Below are 19934 nucleotides of genomic sequence, written 5' to 3' on the forward strand. Positions count from 1 at the left end.
GGACTGTGTTATTTGGCGAGCGATTACATTACGCGCATACCTGGTTGAGCGCCTTCATGTGGCTCTAAAATCCACAAGTCACTACCACCAGGGCCAGCGGCTAAGATCATGCCTTCCGACATGCCAAACTTCATTTTACGAGGTTTGAGGTTAGCGACCATCACGGTCAGTTTACCTTCTAACTCTTCGGGTTTGTAAGCCGACTTAATTCCAGAGAATACCTGACGCGTTTCACCACCGATATCTAGTTGGAATTTTAGTAGTTTGTCAGCTTTTGGTACTGCTTCACAAGAGATGATACGAGCAATACGCATATCAACCGCTGCAAATGCATCAAACTCAATCTCAGCCGCAATTGGATCTTTGTCCAGTTCCGTTTGGCTCGCTTTCTCGTTTTCCGCTTCTGCTTTTTCTTTTGCTGCGGCTTCCGCTGCTGCATCTTCTTTAGAGGCTTCAATCATGGCTTCAATGTGCTTAGGATCAATGCGATTAAATAGCGCTTTGAATGGTGTTAGGCTATGACTTGTGAGTGGATCTTGTACGCCATCCCACGTAAGTTCTTGATTCAAGAAAGCTTCGGTACGTGCAGCCAGTGCAGGCATAACTGGTTTCAAGTAAGTCATCAATACACGGAATAGATTAATACCTACCGAGCAGATATCTTGCAATTCTTGATCTTTACCTTTTTGTTTTGCCACAACCCAAGGTGCTTTTTCATCAACGTATTGGTTCGCTTTGTCAGCGAGTGCGGTAATTTCACGAATCGCACGGCTGAATTCACGAGTTTCATAAAGTTCTGCAATGCGTTCAGCGGCGGCAGCAAATTCGGCATACAGTTCTGGTTCAACAAATGTATCAGAAAGTTTGCCATCAAAGCGCTTAGTGATGAAACCTGCGTTACGAGAAGCTAGGTTGACGATCTTGTTAACTACGTCAGCATTAACGCGCTGCGTGAAATCTTCAAGGTTCAAGTCAAGGTCATCAATACGGCTGTTAAGTTTTGCCGCGTAGTAGTAGCGTAAGCATTCAGGATCTAAGTGGTTAAGGTAAGTACTTGCTTTGACAAATGTACCTTTAGACTTAGACATTTTCGCACCATTGACAGTCACATAGCCGTGTACGAAGACATTGTTTGGTTTGCGGAAACCGCTGCCGTCAAGCATGGCAGGCCAGAATAGGCTGTGGAAGTAAACAATGTCTTTACCAATGAAGTGGTATAGCTCTGTTTTACTGTCTTTATTCCAGTACTCGTCAAAGTCTAAGTCATCGCGTTTGTTACATAGGTTTTTGAATGAGCCCATGTAGCCAATCGGTGCGTCTAGCCACACATAAAAGAATTTGTTCTTTTCGCCTGGAATTTCAAAGCCAAAGTATGGCGCATCGCGTGAAATATCCCACTGTTGGAGGCCTCCCTCAAACCATTCCTGCATTTTGTTTGCAGTTTCAGTTTGTAGTGAACCAGAACGAGTCCACTCTTTAAGCATGCTTTCAAACTGAGGCAAGTCAAAGAAAAAGTGTTCAGAGTCCTTCATTACCGGAGTAGCACCAGAAACGGCAGATTTCGGGTTAATCAATTCAGTCGGGCTGTATGTTTCGCCACAATTATCACAGTTGTCACCGTATTGGTCTTCAGACTTACATTTAGGGCAAGTGCCTTTAACGAAGCGATCCGGTAGGAACATCTCTTTTTCTGGGTCAAATAACTGAGAAATAGTGCGGCTAGAAATAAAGCCATTTTTCTTCAGTTCAAGATAGATATGTGAAGCCAACTCGCGGTTTTCTTCGCTGTGCGTACTGTGGTAGTTATCAAAGCTGATATCAAAGCCCGCAAAGTCTTTTTGGTGCTCTTCGCTTACCGCGGCAATCATTTCTTCTGGCGTGATACCCATCTGTTGCGCTTTAAGCATTATTGGCGTGCCGTGAGCATCGTCAGCACAGATGAAGTTTACAGTGTTGCCGCGTAAGCGTTGGTAACGAACCCAAATGTCGGCTTGGATATGCTCAAGCATATGACCAAGGTGGATCGAACCGTTAGCGTACGGAAGGGCACAAGTTACCAGCAGTTTCCTTGAAGAAACGTTTCTTGGATCAGTCGCCATACTTAATATTCGCTTTTATTGATAGGTATTAGAAATTGTGACTAATACTACCTTATGAAGCGAATGACTCCAAGGCGTGCGCTTAAGGAATCCCGCAACTTTTTTAGGGTTCTGTCAGACAAAGGAGAGTGATAGCATGAGCAAAAAAGGAGAGCGTATGCATCAGTTCACGTCTAAACAAGATTTTTGCGATTGGTTGAACCAATTTGAACATCCTTATCTGATTTCTGGTTGGGCAAATCAGCCTAATTTGGTTTCCATTTCTGCTGCGGGTATTTTTAACATTCAACTACCTTTTGCGGCGAGTGAATTGGTTCAATCGTTGTCTCAGTGGATCACAGCAAAACAGCAAGCCAAAGAAGTAGTGGAATTTAGTTTTGATGTGCTTATCGCACCGAAAGCCTTGCAAACGAAAGTTGCCCACAGTGTAAACGGGGTAAAGAATATTATCGCTGTAACATCAGCAAAAGGTGGGGTTGGGAAATCAACGACCGCAGTTAATTTGGCGTTAGCAATTGCTCACTCTGGCGCTAAAGTCGGTTTGTTAGATGCCGATATTTATGGCCCATCAGTGCCGATGATGCTTGGTAAGCAAGATGCGAAACCAGAAGTGCGAGACAATAAGTGGATGCAGCCGATCCTTGCGCATGGCATTTATACTCACTCAATTGGCTATCTGGTTGATAAAGCCGATGCGGCAATTTGGCGAGGGCCAATGGCTTCAAAAGCGCTAGCACAATTACTCAATGAAACTGAGTGGCCGGAATTGGATTACCTCGTGATTGATATGCCGCCGGGCACGGGGGATATTCAATTAACGCTTTCTCAGCAAATTCCTGTAACAGGGGCGGTGATTGTGACGACACCACAAGACCTTGCGCTTGCGGATGCACGTAAGGGAGCGGCGATGTTTGAAAAAGTGGATGTACCGGTGGTTGGATTAGTTGAAAACATGAGCTACCACATTTGCAGTCACTGTGGCGAGAAAGAGCATATCTTTGGAATGGGAGGTGCGCAGCAACTCGCCAGTGAGTATGGTTTAGCTTTGCTCGCTCAAATCCCGTTACACATCACTGTGCGTGAAGATATTGATCAAGGTAAGCCTACGGTAGTCGCAAGACCAGAAAGCGAGCACGCTGAGCATTACTTGGCGTTAGCTGATCATGTCTGCTCTCGTCTGTATTGGCAAGGTATAGCCAAACCAGATGCAATCAGTTTTACATTGGTCGAATAGCCCGTTAAGCACCATGTAACGCACGAAAACGTTTGCTTGGTGCTTTGTTACTCCATTCGAATAAAACCCGCTTTAAAGTCTAAGCATTGACTGGCATCACATCGGTTAAGTCCCTATAATCGGGCAGTTTATCTATTTTCATCACCAAACCACATCGGGTGCAAAAATAATGTCTGATAATAATCAATGCGTCATCGTAGGTATTGCTGGCGCTTCAGCTTCTGGAAAAAGCCTCATAGCAAGCACGATATATAATGAACTTCGTGCCAAAGTGGGCGACCACCAAATTGGTGTGATTACGGAAGATTGCTATTACAACGACCAAAGCCATCTCAGCATGGAAGAGCGTGTAAAGACAAACTACGACCACCCGAGTGCACTTGATCACGACCTTCTTTGCCAACATTTAGAAAAATTGACTCGCGGCGAAGCGGTTGAAGTGCCAGAGTACAGCTATACTGAGCATACTCGTACTGATAAAACGACAACGCTCACCCCGAAAAAAGTGATCATCTTAGAAGGTATCTTGCTTCTTACTGATCCTCGCTTGCGTGATTTAATGCATGCCACGGTATTTATGGATACACCACTGGATATCTGTTTATTGCGCCGTGTTAAGCGTGATGTTGAAGAACGAGGTCGTACTATGGAGTCTGTTTTAAAGCAGTACCAAAAAACGGTTCGTCCGATGTTTATGCAATTTATTGAACCGTCAAAACAGTACGCTGACATTATTGTTCCACGCGGTGGTAAAAACCGTATTGCCATTGATGTATTGAAAGCCCACATTGCTAAATTGTTGAAATCTTAACGTTAGTGGTCTTTATTTTTAAGCAGACAAGTGGCACTTTATGTGCCACTTTTTGTATCTAAACATAAGCAAGGAAAAAGCTGATGAAAAAACTGTTTCTTTTCATTGCCATCATTATCGGTGTGTTAATCTCGGCCGTGCTCGCACTTGTTCTTTTGGTTAACCCTAACCAATTTAAACCATTGATCGTGGAGCAAGCCAAAAAACAAACTGGCTTAGACTTAGTGATCGAAGGAAATATTGGCTGGAGTTTCTTCCCTTCCATCGGCTTCGAACTAGGCAGAACCGAGCTTAGAAACCCTCAAGGTTTTACCACTGCAAATTTGTTTAAAGTGGAGCAAGTTGGTATTGATATCTCTGTTATGCCTCTGCTTGATAAGCAGTTGGAAATTGGCAATATCAGCTTAAATGGGGCGGAGTTTCACCTCGAAACCCTCAAAGATGGTCGCTCAAATCTAGATAGTTTGACTCAGCCAGCAGCCTCTCAAACGACTCAAGCTTCATCAGATGAAAAGCCTTCGCAGAATGCACAGAATAGCGATAATTCTGCAAGTCCGGCCCAAGAGTGGAGCATTAACCTTGCAGGTATTAGCGTAGAAAATGCGTTACTTGAAATACAAGATCGCAAAGCGGGTACGCATACAAAACTCTATGATGTGGCTCTCAATCTTTCTGAGTTTGCGGTTGATCAATGGACATCAATGACTTTTGCTGCCAAAGGCAAAAATAACCAACAAAATTTTGCCGCAACAGGCCGAGCAGAGTTTAAATTGGCTGCTGGTTTCAAAGAATATGCATTAAAGAATATCGTTCTTGATACGAATTTTAGTGACCCGTCAAACCAAATTGATGCTGCGAAAGTCGAATTAGCGACTTTTGAGTTTGATAAGGCAAATGACCTTTCATTTAGCGTGAAAGGCAAAGCTGCTGATCTAGCGTTAGATGCACAAGGGAGCGCCCAGCTTACCGTTGATAAAGCCATCAGCTTGGTGAAAGTTGATAAGTTAACGTTGGATGCCAATCTAGAAGGGGCGAGTTTACCGCAAAACCCGATGAAGGTCGGGCTGAGCTCGGATATCAGTTTTGATATCACAAAAGGCTACCTCAATGTGCTGTTAAATAAACTTACAGCCAATGCCTTGAACTTTGATGGTGATGCTAATGTTACGTTAGCCGACATTCCTAAAGTTCGTTTTAATCTTCACAGCCCAAATATCGATCTTGATGAGTTTTTGGGTTTAACAACAGCCGAGCCTGCGGGTAAGCCAGTAGGTGGAAGCACTCAGCCGGCTGCATCGACTACCGATAAGGCGGCAACGGCTACTGCTGCCCCTGAGATTGAACCAGATCTAAGCGCATTAAAAACATTGGATGTAAAAGGTGTGGTGGTGATTGATAAGTTCAAAGCAAGCAATGCTCACCTGCAAAATGTCAAAACCAATTTTAGTGTTAACCGCGGTATTGCCGATTTGGTGTCATTTACATCTGATTTGTACCAAGGCTCTATCCAAGCGACGGCTCGTTTAGATGCAACTAAAACTCCGGCTACCTACAGTGTGAAGAAAAACATAAAGGGTGTGAAAGTCCTGCCACTATTGAAAGATGTCGCTAATAGCGAAATGTTAGAAGGGACGGGAAATTTTGATGTGGATGTCAAAGGTCAAAGCTTGACACCGACGGGCATCAAAAAGAACCTTGTTGGTACGGTAAAGATTAATTTTGCAGATGGAGCAGTCAATGGCATCAATATCGCGCACTTGATTCGTAGCAATTACGCCAAAATCAAAGGTAAAAAAGTAGAAAGTGATGCTGTGCAAAAAACAGACTTTAGCGCTATGACCGCGACATTGACACTGAATAAAGGTGAGGTTTCTACCAATAACCTAGCGATGCAATCACCGTTGCTAAGAATTCGCGGTGAAGGTAAAGCGAATTATCTTGATGAAACCGTAGATTTCTTAGTCAGTACTTCAATTGTTGGTTCACTCGAAGGTCAAGGTGGTCAAGATATCGATGAACTTCGCGATGTGACCATTCCTATCAATGTGTCAGGAAAATGGGCTGATCCTAAATTTAAGCTAGTGTTTGATGACGTGCTTAAGCAAAAAGCGCAAAAAGAGATCGATCGTGGTTTAGAAAAATTAGGCGTCGAGATCAAAGATGAGAAAACCAAAAAAGCCGTGGATAGCTTATTGAAAGGATTATTTAACTAATTCTTGAATAGGTATCTTTATAGCCTCCTCAGATGAGGAGGCTATCTTCGTTCTACCAATCCACACCTTTTAAGGCTTTTACCCCAGACTCAAAAGCATGTTTTACGTTTTTAACTTCTGAGACCGTATCAGCCATTTCAATTAAGGTGCGATGTGCTCCACGACCAGTAATGACAACGGACTGCATTTTCGGACGTTGCTCTAATGCGCTGACCACTTCATCTAAATCAATGTACCCATAACTCACCATGTAAGTCAGCTCGTCAAATAGCACCACATCAATCGATTCATCTTTGAGCATGCGTTTGCATTCTTGCCATACCGACTGCGCAGCTTGTGTATCAGCCTCTTTATTCTGTGTTTCCCAAGTAAAACCGGTGGCCATAACTTGAAATTCGACCCCCAGTTTTTCTAATAAATTACGCTCACCATTGGCCCATGTTCCTTTAATAAATTGCGCTACCGAGCATTTCATTCCATGTCCAACCGCACGAGCAATGGTGCCAAAGCCGGAAGTTGATTTACCTTTACCATTACCCGTAATAATTAACAGCAAGCCTTTTTCTTGCTGGGCGGCGGCAATTTTTGCATCGACTTGTTCTTTTACTTTCTGTTGCCGAGCCTTGTGGCGTTCATTTTTAATCTCTTCGGTAGACATGCCCAATCCTGTTCATTAATAGTATTGTCGCTATCATATCTCAACTACTCGGCAGCAAAAACCATCGAAATAACAAGGAATAAAAAAGCCAGAGCAGTGCTCTGGCCTTGAATGTTTCGCTAGATATTAGAATCGATAATTGGCTTGCACACCAATTATCCATACATTACCTGTCGTTGTACCCACAAACTGACCACCGATCTTTTCCGCTGCATCATCTGAGGCATAGCCACGAGATTCAGTAATCGGTGCATCTTTCGCTAGGATGTAAGTGAAACCTGCATCTAGGGTGAATTGGTCAGTAAATGCGTAACCAGCACCAATACTTAGCCAAGTACGGTCTGTTTCTGGGATAGTAATGGTTCGGTTTTTATCGCTCACTGCCGCCATGTCGTATGCAACACCAGCGCGCAATGCCAATTTTGCATCTAACTGATAAGTTGCACCTAGCGCGAAGCGATAGTTGTCTTCCCAATTTTCAATTTTCACTTCAGATGGCTGGGCTCTGCCTACCAGTTCGGCTTCGAGCTTGTCAAAGCTGCTCCAGTCTGTCCAGTTAATGCTAGCATGCAGAGCAAGTTTGTCATTGAGTTGATGGAAACTGGCTAATTCTGCGGTTGCAGGTAGGTTTAGGTTCATAAAGCCATCAAGCTTTTGACCTGATGACAAACCAAAGCCAAGTCCTTCAGCGTGCCCTTCAAGTTTCAGTTTTACCTCTGATTTATAGGTGAAACCAATGCGGTTGTTATCGTTGATTTGCCAAGCGGTACCCACTTGCCAACCCCAAGATGTGTCATCACCTTCCATGTATTTTAGTGTTGTGCCTTTAGCTACAGAGATTGGTGCACCTGTAATAGGATGAGTTCCTACAACATTATTTGAGGCTGCTGTCGCACCAAAATGCCCTTCACCTATGACATAGCGAACACCACCACCAATGCTAACCGTTGGGGTCACTTGATAACCAACATTAACATTCGCTTCCATAGTTTTAACCATGGCTTCATTGCCAAAATGGCTTGCTGCAAAGTTATTATCTAACTCTGTTTCCATGCCGTAGTTAGTACCCAGAGCCAAGCCAAGCACCAGTTTTTCATTGACCTGATGTGATAGGTAGAAGTTAGGAATCACCGCGTCGTGTGCAAAGTCGTCCGATTGCGCGGCAATGTTGTTTCCGTAGAAATTGACATTACCGTCAACATCTACATTCGGGTTAACGTAAATAGCACCCACAGAAATTTGCGTACCTTTCAAATAAGTCAGCATGGCAGGGTTACGCCATTGTGCACTGGCATTATCAGCCATGGCTGCTTCACCAGCGTAAGCACGACCAAGACCGGTTGCAGAATATTCAGCAAGTTGGAAACCTGCTGCTTGGGATGCGCTTGATACGCTGAATAGTCCACATGCCACTGCGAGTGAAAGAAGAGTTTTATTTGATTTCATTATAATGTTCGCTGAAATATTTGAATTTGGTGGGAGGATTCTAAGGTTAGAGCTAATACTTTAAAAACATAAAGCAGTGTATTTCCCATTTTTGAAAGTAAAATCTTTAAAATCTAGAATTTTAAGTCGAATACTCTGCTTGTTATGAAAGTGTTTCTATTTTTCAGCGAACATTTGTAGCGTGGTTTAAGGTTATAAAGGTACAGCTGTTAGCTGAATTAGGCGAGGGTATGCTGTTACAGTATTGAAAAGGGCTGGAAAACCAGCCCTTTATTGATGCTTTGCTAATGAACGTTTTGTTTAGAAGCTGCGGCTATATTGTAAGCCGACTAGGATTGCATCTGCATGAGTTGTTGCGGTTAGTACAGTACCGGCAGAATCTTCTTTAACGCTTACATCGTCACCTAATAAGTAAGTGAAGCCAAAGTCTATATTTGAAGCGGTATCAATATTGTAAGTGAAACCAGCCGAGAACCATTGACGGTCAGAATCTGGTACAGAAACTGAAGTTAGTGAGTCTTGTGCACTAGTGTCGTACATATAGCCAGCACGCACTGTCCAATCGTTATTTAGATAGTAAGTACCACCGATTGCGTAGTGCCAGCCGTCTTGCCATTGGTATTCTTTACCATAAGTACCGCCACCAGCTAGAATTGCTGCGATAGGTGATTGTGAAGCATCTAGGTTTTTAAAGTCGATTTGATCAAAGGCACCCCAACCAATCCATTGCACGCTATAGTGGACAGCAAACTTGGTGTCTTGAATTTTGTGAAAACCAGAGAATTCTGCGATATCTGGAAGTGGTAGGACGATTTTTTGACCGTAATCATCTTTTGCTTCAAATTCCGGACTGTAATGGTAAGCAAGGCCAAAGCGGTTATTCTCGTCTAATTCGTATACTGTACCTAAGTTAAAACCAACAGCCCAACCATCGGCTTTATCAACATCTAGAAGAGCCGTTCCTGCAGGAATTGTCGTCTGTAGCTTTTGCGATAGTCCAGCAGCTAATGTTGCACTAGCGTAACGCTTCATTGTGCCTTGACCATAGATCAGATCTAGGCCAGCACCAATGCTCCACTGCTCATTGATACGGTATGAACCAGCCAAACCGAAGTTAAAGCTTTTAACATCAGTTAAACCGCCATATTCTGAAGCCAAATATGAGTCAGAAAATTCAGTTTTGGTACCAAAGTTAGTGTAAGCATTAACACCCCACGCAAATTTGTCATTCACTGGAACAATTAAGTGGATATTTGGAGCTACAGATGTACCGCCTACATCATCCACATCAGGAATTGATTGCCCCATATACTTTGCATCTTTCACATCAATCATTGTGGTAATGCTTTCGAAACCTAGGGATAACTCCATTTTGTCAAACAGAGCCATAGCCGCTGGGTTGCGAGCCATTACCGATGCGTTATCGGCGATAACGGCATCACCTGCGAATGCACGACCTAGGCCGGTGGCTGATTGTGCATTGAGTTGGAAACCTGCTGCAAGTGCTTGTTGTGAAGCGAGAGCTACAGTTACAGCGAGTAGAGATTTTTTAAACAGACGCGTCTTGTTCATTGTGCTTTTCCTTTTAACATCGTCGCCTCTAATGGGCGTTGTCTGAGCAATAGCTCAGTTTGGTGGCTGATACTAGACTCTAGTGTAGAAGATAGAAATCCGACCATTGTCTAGTTGGATGATAAAATTGCAGAAATGATGTCTATCTGGCAGGAAAAGCTTATAAAATGCTTTATTTTAGAGTTTTGACTCTATTTTTATCGGAAAAATCCGACCCACAACTCGATGTGAGTCGGAACGTGATTTAGCTGGCAGGTTTTAGCATTGGCATCAGTTTTTTGGCGATGTTGGCGACATCTTCACCTTTTTCTCCGACAAGGATAAGGCTTGTGTTACCCATTGGTTCGATAATGCCATTCATGCCTTGCTGGGTGAAATTGGCAGGTTGATCACTAGCAACGCCAGCTAAAAATAGCGTTACCTTGCCTTTTTCGCCTTGAAATACCATGTGTAGGGCATTTGCTTGACCAAATCCACAATGGTTTAAATAGTAAACATGGTACGGAAAATTATGATTGAGCTGATAAGCAAAAGGCAGCATTTTGGCGTTGATCTGGCTTGAATTCACCTGTTCATCAAGAGTGCTGACAAACCCATCTTCATCAATAACGTGTTTGATTGCCGTATCGACAAGGCTAGCTTGCGCAGGTGGTACGATTAAGTTGCCCCAATTGACTTGACCTACGAGTAACCCGAAAACAAAAGCAATAGAAGCGGCCATTGCCATGGCTTGCTTTGCAAAAGTTGCTCGAACTACATTATCGGCTACGGATGTTTGGTTAAATAAGATGCGATCGGCTAAGTCATCAGGCACATCAACATTCATGGCAGCGGCAATTTTCGTGTCTAGATTGAGCACATCATCTAAAAATTTACTGTTCGCTTCATTCGCAGAGACGGCATCGATCAGATCTTTATCGCGCTGTTTTGGATCTGACATCACGCGGCGGCGAAATTCTAAATCATCCATTTTGCTGCCCTCTATAAGTTTCAGAAGAATCCAACATTTCTTTCAATTGATTGCGAGCTCGAAACAAGCGAGTCATCACTGTGTTTTTATTGAGCTCTAAGATCTCGCCAATTTCTTCACCACTAAACCCGCCAATCACTTGCAGAAAAAGTGGTTCTCGGTATTCAATATCCAATTTCATGATCTGCGCTTGTAACCATTCTTGTTGGTGATGAGGATCGTCGTTGACTTTAACATCGCCGCTATAGTCATCAATATCGACCAAATCAAATTGTTTTCGCTCAAATCGGCGAGCATTCTCTCGACGCAGAATCGTGATTAGCCACGATTTCGCTGCTTTTTCATCGAGTAAACTATCAAGAGATTTCCAAGCTCGCAGGCAGGTCTCTTGCACCAAATCTTCTGCAATACTCTTGTCTTTACACAGCCAGTAGGCATATCGGTAAAGGTCCCGATGATAGGCGCGCACGAGCGCTTCATATTTTCTTTGTCTGTCCATATCATTATTGACCGGGGGGCTGGCCTTTTTCTTTCCAAACATTTTTATTATCGACACATGAGCCTCCATCTGCTCTGTGGTTTTATACCAACGTTATGCGTTTAGCATAGGAATACGGTGTGTTATGGAAATTCAAGTTTTGCGGCTTTTTCATTCCGCTACATTCAATAAATCACAATAAAATTGATCTACTTCAAAAAGTCATCACCTGAAGCCGCTATAGTACACCTTGTCATCTCGTTAGTCATTGCGACTAACATGTTGAGCAAGATGACACTTCCTTTTGAAGGCTGACTTTACTTTCTCCTAATCAGGAAACTGATTATTTCAATTGGCGTAAGTTAATTGCTTTATATATTCCGACCACACATTCTTGTGTGGTTTTTTTTTGCCTAAAATTCTCCAATACCAGAGCGCGTCCGCGACCATGAGAGGGCTATCTTCTCGAGTTGTCTTATGTTTTTCTTCCGTTGTTTTATCGGGATTTGCCTAGATTCGATGCGAATATCACGTTTATTTAAACACTTGTTTGATTGTTTTAACAATCTCGTTACAATGCGCAGGTCAGACCTCTTATTGTAAGGAGAAACAATGGGCAAGCAGGAAGTCAAAACACGCTCGGGTGAACGTGTTGCAATTGTAGCGGGGCTGCGCACTCCTTTTGCGCGTCAAAGCACCGAATTTAGCCAAGTTCCCGCCGTCGACCTAGGAAAAATGGTCGTTGGTGAGATGTTAGCGCGTACGGATATTGATCCTAAATTGATTGAACAATTGGTCTTTGGGCAAGTGGTCCAAATGCCGGAAGCGCCGAATATTGCGCGTGAAATCGTGTTAGGCACTGGTATGAATATCCACACCGACGCTTACAGCGTGACACGTGCTTGTGCCACTAGTTTTCAAGCCGCGGTTAATGTGGCTGAAAGTATCATGGCTGGAACCATTGATATCGGTATTGCGGGTGGTGCTGACTCTTCTTCTGTTTTGCCAATTGGTGTCTCTAAAAAGCTTGCCGCAGGCCTTCTCGCACTGAGTAAAACTAAAACGGTTGCTCAAAAACTCAATATATTAAAATCGCTTTCCTTCAAAGACTTAATGCCAGTTCCTCCTGCTGTTGCAGAATACTCGACTGGGTTATCGATGGGGCAAACGGCGGAACAGATGGCGAAGTCACATAATATCAGTCGCTTGGAGCAAGATGCACTGGCTCATCGTTCCCATACCTTAGCTGCGCAAGCGTGGAAAGAGGGTAAAATTCAGGGCGAAGTGATGACCGCTTTTCCTGAACCTTATAAAAAGTGGATTGCGGAAGACAACAATATTCGTCATGACTCCACTTTAGAGGGCTATGCCAAGCTACGTCCTGCGTTTGATCGCCAATATGGCAGCGTAACCGCAGCCAACAGTACACCACTAACTGATGGTGCTGCCGCGCTTATATTGATGCGCGAAGGGCGAGCTAAAGAACTCGGTCTAGAGATCATGGGGTATATCCGCTCATACGCCTTTTCTGCGATTGGGGTAGAAAAAGACATGCTTATGGGGCCTTCCTACGCGACTCCTCTTGCTTTGGCGCGCGCGGGTATCGAACTTTCCGACCTTACACTAATTGATATGCATGAAGCTTTTGCGGCGCAAACCCTTTCCAATATGAAAATGTTCGCGAGTGACCAATTTGCCCAACAGCATTTAGGTCGAGCGAAAGCTATCGGTGAAATTGATATGGATAAATTCAACGTGTTAGGTGGTTCTATCGCTTATGGTCACCCCTTTGCAGCAACTGGTGCACGTATGATTACACAGACATTAAGAGAGCTGAAACGCCGGGGGGGCGGGTTAGGCTTGAATACGGCATGTGCGGCTGGTGGCCTAGGCGCAGCGATGATTTTGGAGGTTGAATAATGAACACAGCAAAAGCCTTTAATTTGACCATTGATGAGCAAAATATCGCGTGGCTCGCTATTGATGTCCCAGGCGAGAAAATGAACACGTTGCAAGCGGCGTTTGCTGAAGAGATGCAAGCCATTTTCTCAGAACTGGACGCGCAAAAAAACAGCTTAAAAGGGATGATTGTCTACTCACTTAAACCAGACAACTTTATTGCAGGCGCTGATGTTCGCATGTTGGACGCTTGCCAATCGTCAGCGGAAGCAGCAGCGTTAGCGAAACAAGGTCAGGACATGTTTCAAACCTTGTCTGATCTTCCTTTCCCAGTTGTTGCTGCGATTCATGGTCCCTGCTTAGGTGGTGGTTTAGAGCTAGCATTAGCGTGTCACTACCGTGTGTGTACGGATTCCGATAAAACGCGTTTAGGTTTGCCTGAAGTTCAACTCGGCTTATTGCCAGGGTCGGGTGGCACTCAGCGTTTACCTCGCTTAATTGGTTTGCTCCCTTCACTTGATTTGATTTTGACTGGCAAGCAGTTAAGAGCAAAAAAAGCCAAGAAACTGGGTGTGGTGGATGCCTGCGTGCCTGAAACTATTTTGCTTGATGTAGCGCAGAAGTTTGTTATCGATAATGCAGGAAAAAATAAGAACAAACAGAAGGTTGCAACCAAAGAAAAGCTGATGTCTCATACTCAATTTGGGCGTAAGTTGATTTTTGATCAAGCGGCGAAAAAAACTAAACAAAAGACGCGCGGAAACTACCCTGCGGCTGATGCAATTTTAGATGTAATTCGACACGGTTTAGAGCATGGGTTTAAAGCCGGATTGGAGTTAGAAGCAAAGCGTTTTGGTGATTTAGTAATGAGCTCTGAATCAAAAGCCTTGCGCTCTATCTTTTTCGCGACGACCGAGATGAAAAAAGAAACGGGCAGCAGCGCCAAACCTAAACACGTTCAGCGTGTTGGTGTATTAGGGGGCGGTTTGATGGGGGCTGGCATTAGTCATGTAACGGCTTCAAAAGCGAAAGTGCCAGTACGCATTAAAGACGTTTCTAATGATGGTGTTTTGAACGCGCTGAATTACAACTACAAGTTGTTTGATAAACAGCGTCAGCGCCGCATTTTGTCTAAGGCACAACTACAATCGAAAATGTCGCAGTTGTCTGGTGGAACGGACTTTACTAGCTATTCGCAGATTGACGTAGTAATTGAAGCGGTATTTGAAGATTTAAATCTAAAACAGCAGATGGTTGCAGATATTGAGCAAAACGCAAAAGATAGCACCATTTTCGCTACCAATACTTCATCACTGCCAATTTATCAAATTGCGGAGAAAGCGGCTCGTCCTGAAAATATCATCGGCTTGCATTATTTTAGCCCAGTAGAAAAAATGCCGTTGGTAGAAGTGATTCCTCATCAAGGAACTTCGGAAGAAACGGTGGCTACCGTGGTTGCACTTGCTCGCCAACAAGGTAAAACACCGATTGTTGTTAAAGACTGTGCTGGCTTTTATGTGAACCGTATTCTTGCCCCTTACATGAATGAAGCCGCGCAAGTATTAATGGCGGGTGAGCCGATTGAAAAGCTCGATACGGCATTGCTTGATTTTGGATTTCCTGTTGGGCCGATCACTTTGTTAGATGAGGTTGGTGTCGATATCGGAGCGAAAATTATGCCGATTCTGGTCAAGGAGTTGGGGCCAAGATTCCAAGGTCCTGATGTATTTGACGTACTGTTGAACGATAACCGTAAAGGCCGTAAGAGCGGCAGAGGCTTCTACACTTACGAAGGCAAGAAAAAAGAAGTGGATAAGTCGGTCTACAAATTGCTGAAGCTGACTCCGGAATCGAAATTGAGCGACAATGAAATGGCACTGCGTTGTGTATTACCAATGCTCAATGAAGCGGTTCGTTGTTTAGATGAAGGCATTATTCGTAGCCCTAGAGATGGCGATATTGGTGCTATTTTCGGTATTGGTTTCCCTCCTTTCCTTGGTGGGCCATTCCGTTATATGGATCAAATAGGTATCGATAAGTTAGTTGAAATGATGAACAAACATGCTGAAAAGTATGGCGATAAATTTGCACCGTGCGATGGTTTATTGACTCGTGCTGGATTAAATGAGCGTTTTTATCCTTAATCGCAATGACTCTAACTTAAAGTACTAACAGCGAGGGATTGCCCCTCGCTTTTTTTTGTGCGAATTATTCTCATTTGTTATAAGATGAAAAAACAATAATGAAGTAAAGAAGGATTTCAAATGGATGCATTAGAACTGCTGTTGAACCGACGCTCCATTGCTAAGCTCAGCTCACCCGCACCTGAAGGCAAGGTATTGGAAAATATTATTAAAGCGGGTCTACGAGCACCTGATCACGGCGGTTTAACACCTTGGCGCTTTGTCATCGCTCAGGGAAGTGGCTTGAATAAACTCGCCAATATTTTAGCGGCAGCAGCACAAGCTGATGACAGTGAAGCGGTGGTGATCGAAAAAGTGAAAAATGCGCCCTTTAGAGCACCGATGGTCATTACCATCATTGCCAAAGTGACCGCACATGACAAAGTGCCTGCATTCGAGCAGCATTTGTCGGCTGGGTGCGCGGTGCAAGCTATGCAAATGGCCGCAGTAGCACAAGGTTTTCAAGGCATTTGGCGTTCAGGTAATTGGATGTTTCATCCTGAGGTGCGTAAAGCTTTTTCTGTGCAAGGGGAAGATCAAATCGTTGGCTTCTTATATCTAGGAACACCAGGATGTACAGCGTTGAAAGTGCCAGAGCGTGACTTGAGCAAATTTGTAGAATTCTTATAGAAAAGAGACCCAGTCAGGCTGGGTCTCTTACAAGACAACAAAACGTTTAATCTAGAATTTAGTCAGTGTGATAGGCAATCACAAAATCGATAAATAAACGGACTTTTTCAGGTAAATGATCTTTGTGGTTGTAAAGCATATAAATATCACGTGGGTTTGCTACCCAATCGTGTAGCACTCGCACCAGACTTCCATCTTCAATAAACTCCTTTATCATCACATCTGGCATCAAAGTAATACCCAGACCTTCAGAGCAGGCACTGCGAACAACATTGAGGGTGTTTGCTTGAAAGCGGCCTTTGTCGTTATTAACTATACTTTCCCCTTTGTTATTCGTCAGTTGCCACTTCATTAGAGGGTGACCTTTAAGCAATGAATGGTTACTGAGCTCTTCTGCATGAATGGGGGCCGGATGTTTAGCCAGATAAGCAGGGCTTGCCACTAAGATATCTTTTACTTCATTAATTTTTCGGGCAATCAGGCTAGAGTCTCTTTGTGGCCCGACTCTGAAAATGACATCCCATTCAGTTGGGTCAAGCTGGTCTGCATGATTGCTCGTGGTGAGTTCAATGCTGATATCAGGGTACTGATTCATAAACGCATTGAAGATGGGCATCATCATGCGCTTGGTCACGTTGGATGGTGAGGATATTTTGAGTTTACCTGAGGCCCCTCGGCATTCGTCAGTGAGCTCTTCAGTTGTTGCCGCGAGTCTGTGCAGTAAAGGTGAGCACTCTTGAAAGAAGCGTTCGCCGGCTTCAGTTAGCGACAGTTTCCGAGCATGGCGATTCAACAGCCTAAGATTCAACGAATCTTCAAGTGCTTGAATGCGTCGGGTAATGGTCGCTACTGGGATCATCGTTTTGCGTGAAGTGGCGGTGTAGCTTCCATTTTCGACAACCAGTCGAAATAGGTTTAGGTCATCTAATTTCATTATTCCTGACACATTATTTTGCGAATTTGAGTAATTTATACGTATATCATTTGTCAAAGTTTGAGTCATATCAACTTGTTTGACGAAAAGTGATATTCAATACATATAGTAGGTAGCCTTAAAAGAAAGTGGAACATTTGTATAAATCTTATTTAGAGACTACCTTATAAAGTATCGTATCAATCCATCTTATAACAATAATATAACCGCTTTTAAAAGCATTGTGAGGCGATAGCTATGTACAAATCTCACAGTCAAGTCGGTGAGCGCTCGGCACAAAAACTTATAGAGAATACCCACATCGACCAGAAGCTTATCATGCTCGTTGATGATGATCCTATTTTCAGGCATATCACCAGTGGCTACTTGGCTTCTCAGGGCTATCAAGTGCTTGAAGCTGAAAATGGCCTTGATGGCTTACGCAAATTAAAAGATGCAGAACCCGATCTGATTGTCTGTGATCTTGCAATGCCAGTGTTAAATGGTATTGAATTTGTTGAAGAAGTGAGTTTGGAATACCCCTCAATGCCATTGATTGTGGTCTCTGCAACCGATGAAATGTCTGATGTCGCCAAAGCCTTGCGCTTTGGCATCAAAGATTTTCTACCCAAACCAATTGGTAACCACCAACATCTTGGTTGTGCGATTGAAAGTACGCTAGAAGATTCATTCAGTCGTTTGGCGGATCAACGTGACTTCTCAACTCAGTGGTTTCGTATTGATGATGATGGCGATGTTCCTGAAGAGCAGGAATTACATTGGCATCTCGAGTATTTACAAGATAATCCAAATGCTGCGAGAGATTTGCTTCACGCCTTGTTACCGGATAAAGACACCTCGCAAGGAAGTTGGAAATGCAGTTATCGACTTTTACAGTCTGCTGATGTGATGCCTTTGGTCTTTGATTATGCGTGGCTAATGAATGGGCAATTTGCTTTTTACTTAGTTGATTCAAATAATTACTATGACGATGGTGTTGCGTCGACCTTATTGGTCAGAGCTTTATTTCATGACTATCTGCGTAACTTAAAGAGCTTCAGTGCTGATCTAAAAAATATGGCTGAGATATTGGAAAAGGGGATTGAGTGCGCTAAATCGGCCAACTCCGTCAAAGCGCTATTTGGTATTGCGGATCTCTCTGAAGGAACGGTTTCGCTGTTGCCGGCTGGTTTGGACTGCCAGTGGTCTAACGGCTACATCAACCAACACATAGCACCTGGCGTTAACTTAGGTGAAAACTGTTTGAAAAATTTTATTACCAAGGATTTACCGATTAATTCAGCCTGCCAACTATCAAGTAATCGATTAGGTTCCAGCAGCTTTAAACTGGATATTTATCAAGGCAAAGATGCCTGACTGATCGGTGAAGCTGATTAATTCGCTAGTCGTTATTAGACTTTAATAACCCTAATTTTACTCTGTGTTTGTGGTGATGTGTTTGAGGTATAGTTTGCGCCTAAAACAATAATTACCAAATCCGTTTACTTTTCATTAACCCTAATTGATAAAAAGAGCGGAGAAAACAGTCACCCAACACTAGAGAAGTAGCAATGGCAGACAAAGATTTTAAAGAACCTTATAATGTTTTTTACTTTTTAGGCTTAATCGCCGTCATTTTGATCCCGACTTTACCTGCAACATTGACTTGGATTCGTGTATTTAACGGTTATTCAGGTTTTTAATTTTGAACGGAGCTCGTCATTAATATTCGTCATATCTTTCTTAATATTTTTGGCGGGCTTAGCTTAGTTTTAGGTATTATCGGTATTTTCTTACCTCTACTCCCAACGACTCCATTTATCTTACTCGCCAGTGCTTGTTTTTTGAGAAGCAGCCCTCGCTTTCATTATTGGTTACACCATCACCGTATATTTGGTCCAATACTTGATAACTGGCAACAGCATCGTGCTGTCTCTCAACAAGTTAAGCAACGTGGTTGCGTATGGATTATCGCGAGTTTTGCTTTTTCTATCTGGTTTGTTCCTCATTCTTGGTTAAAAATCATGTTGTTTATCATGCTTGTGGGATTGATCACTTGGTTTATTCGCCTTCCAGTTCATGAGCAGGTTGCTAACCAACAAGAAAATCACTAGCATTATAGAGAAGTGTGCCCACTCTTCGAGTGGGCGTTTGTTTTTTCAGCGACTAGATATATTGGCATATCGATAGTGCTGAGAGCTCACGCTCTACCACTCTAAGCCTGTATAAGCCTTGGGGTCTATGAGCCAATCGAAGTAAATTAAGTTATGACAACTGAAACTATCTCTCTGATCAAATCAAGCATCAAAAGTATTCCTAATTATCCAAAACCGGGCATCCTATTTCGTGATGTCACCAGTTTGCTAGAAGATGCTCAGGCATACCAAGCGACCATTGCATTGTTGGTTGAAAAATATAAGGACATGGGCTTTACCAAGGTCGTGGGCACTGAGGCGCGTGGTTTCCTATTTGGTGCACCACTTGCGTTGGAGTTAGGCGTTGGTTTTGTACCTGTACGTAAGCCAGGTAAATTGCCACGAGAAACGGTTGCCCAGTCTTACGAGTTAGAGTACGGCACCGATACCTTGGAAATTCATGTCGATGCCATTAAGAAAGGCGATAAAGTTCTGATGGTTGATGACCTGCTTGCGACGGGTGGCACGATTGAAGCGACCACCAAATTGATCCGTCAATTAGGGGGTGAAGTTGACCATGCTGCATTTGTGATTAATCTACCTGAAATTGGTGGAGACAAACGTTTACAAGCAATGGGACTAACCGTCTATAGTATCTGTGAATTTGAAGGTCACTAAGTCAACCAACTGGAA

General features: G+C 43.4%; 17 protein-coding genes. 10 read left to right on the forward strand and 7 right to left on the reverse strand.

The features are described from left to right. Nucleotides 1-23: 23 nt before the first annotated feature. The gene (gene metG / locus HGG78_RS01820; protein WP_172531915.1) at nucleotides 24-2099 is read right to left on the reverse strand and encodes a methionine--tRNA ligase; all 2076 of its coding nucleotides are present in this window, start codon (nucleotides 2097-2099) and stop codon (nucleotides 24-26) included. A 157-nt stretch (nucleotides 2100-2256) separates the two neighbouring features. On the opposite strand from metG, the gene apbC reads away from it, so the two are divergent. The 3 genes from apbC (at nucleotide 2257) to HGG78_RS01835 (ending at nucleotide 6357) form a co-directional block, all read left to right on the forward strand. After that, a complete protein-coding gene (gene apbC, locus HGG78_RS01825; RefSeq protein WP_053310454.1) occupies nucleotides 2257-3333 on the forward strand; it encodes an iron-sulfur cluster carrier protein ApbC in 1077 nt (358 codons plus the stop codon). A 169-nt stretch (nucleotides 3334-3502) separates the two neighbouring features. Then, entirely contained in the window at nucleotides 3503-4144 is a 642-nt protein-coding gene (gene udk / locus HGG78_RS01830; protein ID WP_053310194.1) for a uridine kinase, read from the forward strand. A gap of 83 nt (nucleotides 4145-4227) precedes the next feature. After that, on the forward strand, nucleotides 4228-6357 hold the full coding sequence (locus HGG78_RS01835) for an AsmA family protein (RefSeq protein ID WP_172531916.1): 2130 nt from the start codon (nucleotides 4228-4230) through the stop codon (nucleotides 6355-6357). A gap of 52 nt (nucleotides 6358-6409) precedes the next feature. Here the strand turns inward: HGG78_RS01835 and cobO are convergent, their stop codons facing one another. The 5 genes from cobO to HGG78_RS01860 all read right to left on the reverse strand — a co-directional run bounded on the left by cobO (nucleotide 6410) and on the right by HGG78_RS01860 (nucleotide 11571). Then, nucleotides 6410-7015 carry a cob(I)yrinic acid a,c-diamide adenosyltransferase gene (cobO, locus tag HGG78_RS01840; RefSeq protein ID WP_172531917.1) on the reverse strand — a complete coding sequence of 202 codons (606 nt, stop codon included), beginning with the start codon at nucleotides 7013-7015 and terminating at the stop codon, nucleotides 6410-6412. Nucleotides 7016-7141: 126 nt separating this feature from the next. Further along, nucleotides 7142-8461: an outer membrane protein transport protein gene (locus HGG78_RS01845; protein ID WP_172531918.1), complete on the reverse strand. Its 1320-nt coding sequence runs from the start codon at nucleotides 8459-8461 to the stop codon at nucleotides 7142-7144. Nucleotides 8462-8761: 300 nt separating this feature from the next. Next, nucleotides 8762-10033: an outer membrane protein transport protein gene (locus HGG78_RS01850; RefSeq protein ID WP_172531919.1), complete on the reverse strand. Its 1272-nt coding sequence runs from the start codon at nucleotides 10031-10033 to the stop codon at nucleotides 8762-8764. A 244-nt stretch (nucleotides 10034-10277) separates the two neighbouring features. Next, a complete protein-coding gene (locus HGG78_RS01855; protein ID WP_172531920.1) occupies nucleotides 10278-11003 on the reverse strand; it encodes a DUF3379 domain-containing protein in 726 nt (241 codons plus the stop codon). After that, nucleotides 10996-11571, reverse strand: coding sequence for a sigma-70 family RNA polymerase sigma factor (locus HGG78_RS01860; RefSeq protein WP_080996332.1), 576 nt, complete (start codon nucleotides 11569-11571; stop codon nucleotides 10996-10998). The genes HGG78_RS01855 and HGG78_RS01860 overlap by 8 nt, the downstream gene beginning before the upstream one ends. A 522-nt stretch (nucleotides 11572-12093) precedes the next feature. Between HGG78_RS01860 and fadI the strand changes: the two genes are divergently transcribed. The 3 genes from fadI (at nucleotide 12094) to HGG78_RS01875 (ending at nucleotide 16193) form a co-directional block, all read left to right on the forward strand. Then, nucleotides 12094-13401 carry an acetyl-CoA C-acyltransferase FadI gene (gene fadI / locus HGG78_RS01865; protein ID WP_172531921.1) on the forward strand — a complete coding sequence of 436 codons (1308 nt, stop codon included), beginning with the start codon at nucleotides 12094-12096 and terminating at the stop codon, nucleotides 13399-13401. Further along, the gene (gene fadJ, locus HGG78_RS01870; protein WP_172531922.1) at nucleotides 13401-15524 is read left to right on the forward strand and encodes a fatty acid oxidation complex subunit alpha FadJ; all 2124 of its coding nucleotides are present in this window, start codon (nucleotides 13401-13403) and stop codon (nucleotides 15522-15524) included. Before fadI ends, fadJ begins: the two co-directional genes overlap by 1 nt. A 120-nt stretch (nucleotides 15525-15644) precedes the next feature. Continuing rightward, on the forward strand, nucleotides 15645-16193 hold the full coding sequence (locus tag HGG78_RS01875; protein WP_053310185.1) for an NAD(P)H nitroreductase: 549 nt from the start codon (nucleotides 15645-15647) through the stop codon (nucleotides 16191-16193). Nucleotides 16194-16251: 58 nt separating this feature from the next. Here the strand turns inward: HGG78_RS01875 and HGG78_RS01880 are convergent, their stop codons facing one another. Then, entirely contained in the window at nucleotides 16252-17127 is an 876-nt protein-coding gene (locus HGG78_RS01880) for a LysR family transcriptional regulator (RefSeq protein WP_172531923.1), read from the reverse strand. A gap of 237 nt (nucleotides 17128-17364) precedes the next feature. Between HGG78_RS01880 and HGG78_RS01885 the strand changes: the two genes are divergently transcribed. The 4 genes from HGG78_RS01885 to apt all read left to right on the forward strand — a co-directional run bounded on the left by HGG78_RS01885 (nucleotide 17365) and on the right by apt (nucleotide 19919). Continuing rightward, nucleotides 17365-18483, forward strand: a complete 1119-nt coding sequence (locus tag HGG78_RS01885) for a response regulator (protein WP_172531924.1) — start codon at nucleotides 17365-17367, stop codon at nucleotides 18481-18483. 194 nt (nucleotides 18484-18677) lie between these two features. Next, complete coding sequence (locus HGG78_RS19115) at nucleotides 18678-18809, forward strand: hypothetical protein (RefSeq protein WP_255091196.1); 132 nt, start codon at nucleotides 18678-18680, stop codon at nucleotides 18807-18809. Between the two features lie 45 nt (nucleotides 18810-18854). Beyond that, entirely contained in the window at nucleotides 18855-19220 is a 366-nt protein-coding gene (locus HGG78_RS01890; protein WP_172531970.1) for a DUF454 family protein, read from the forward strand. Nucleotides 19221-19373: 153 nt separating this feature from the next. Next, a complete protein-coding gene (gene apt / locus HGG78_RS01895) occupies nucleotides 19374-19919 on the forward strand; it encodes an adenine phosphoribosyltransferase (RefSeq protein WP_053310181.1) in 546 nt (181 codons plus the stop codon). The last annotated feature ends 15 nt before the right edge of the window (nucleotides 19920-19934 follow it).

Source organism: Vibrio aestuarianus (genome assembly GCF_012395185.1).
GTDB classification, from domain to species: Bacteria; Pseudomonadota; Gammaproteobacteria; order Enterobacterales; family Vibrionaceae; genus Vibrio; species Vibrio aestuarianus.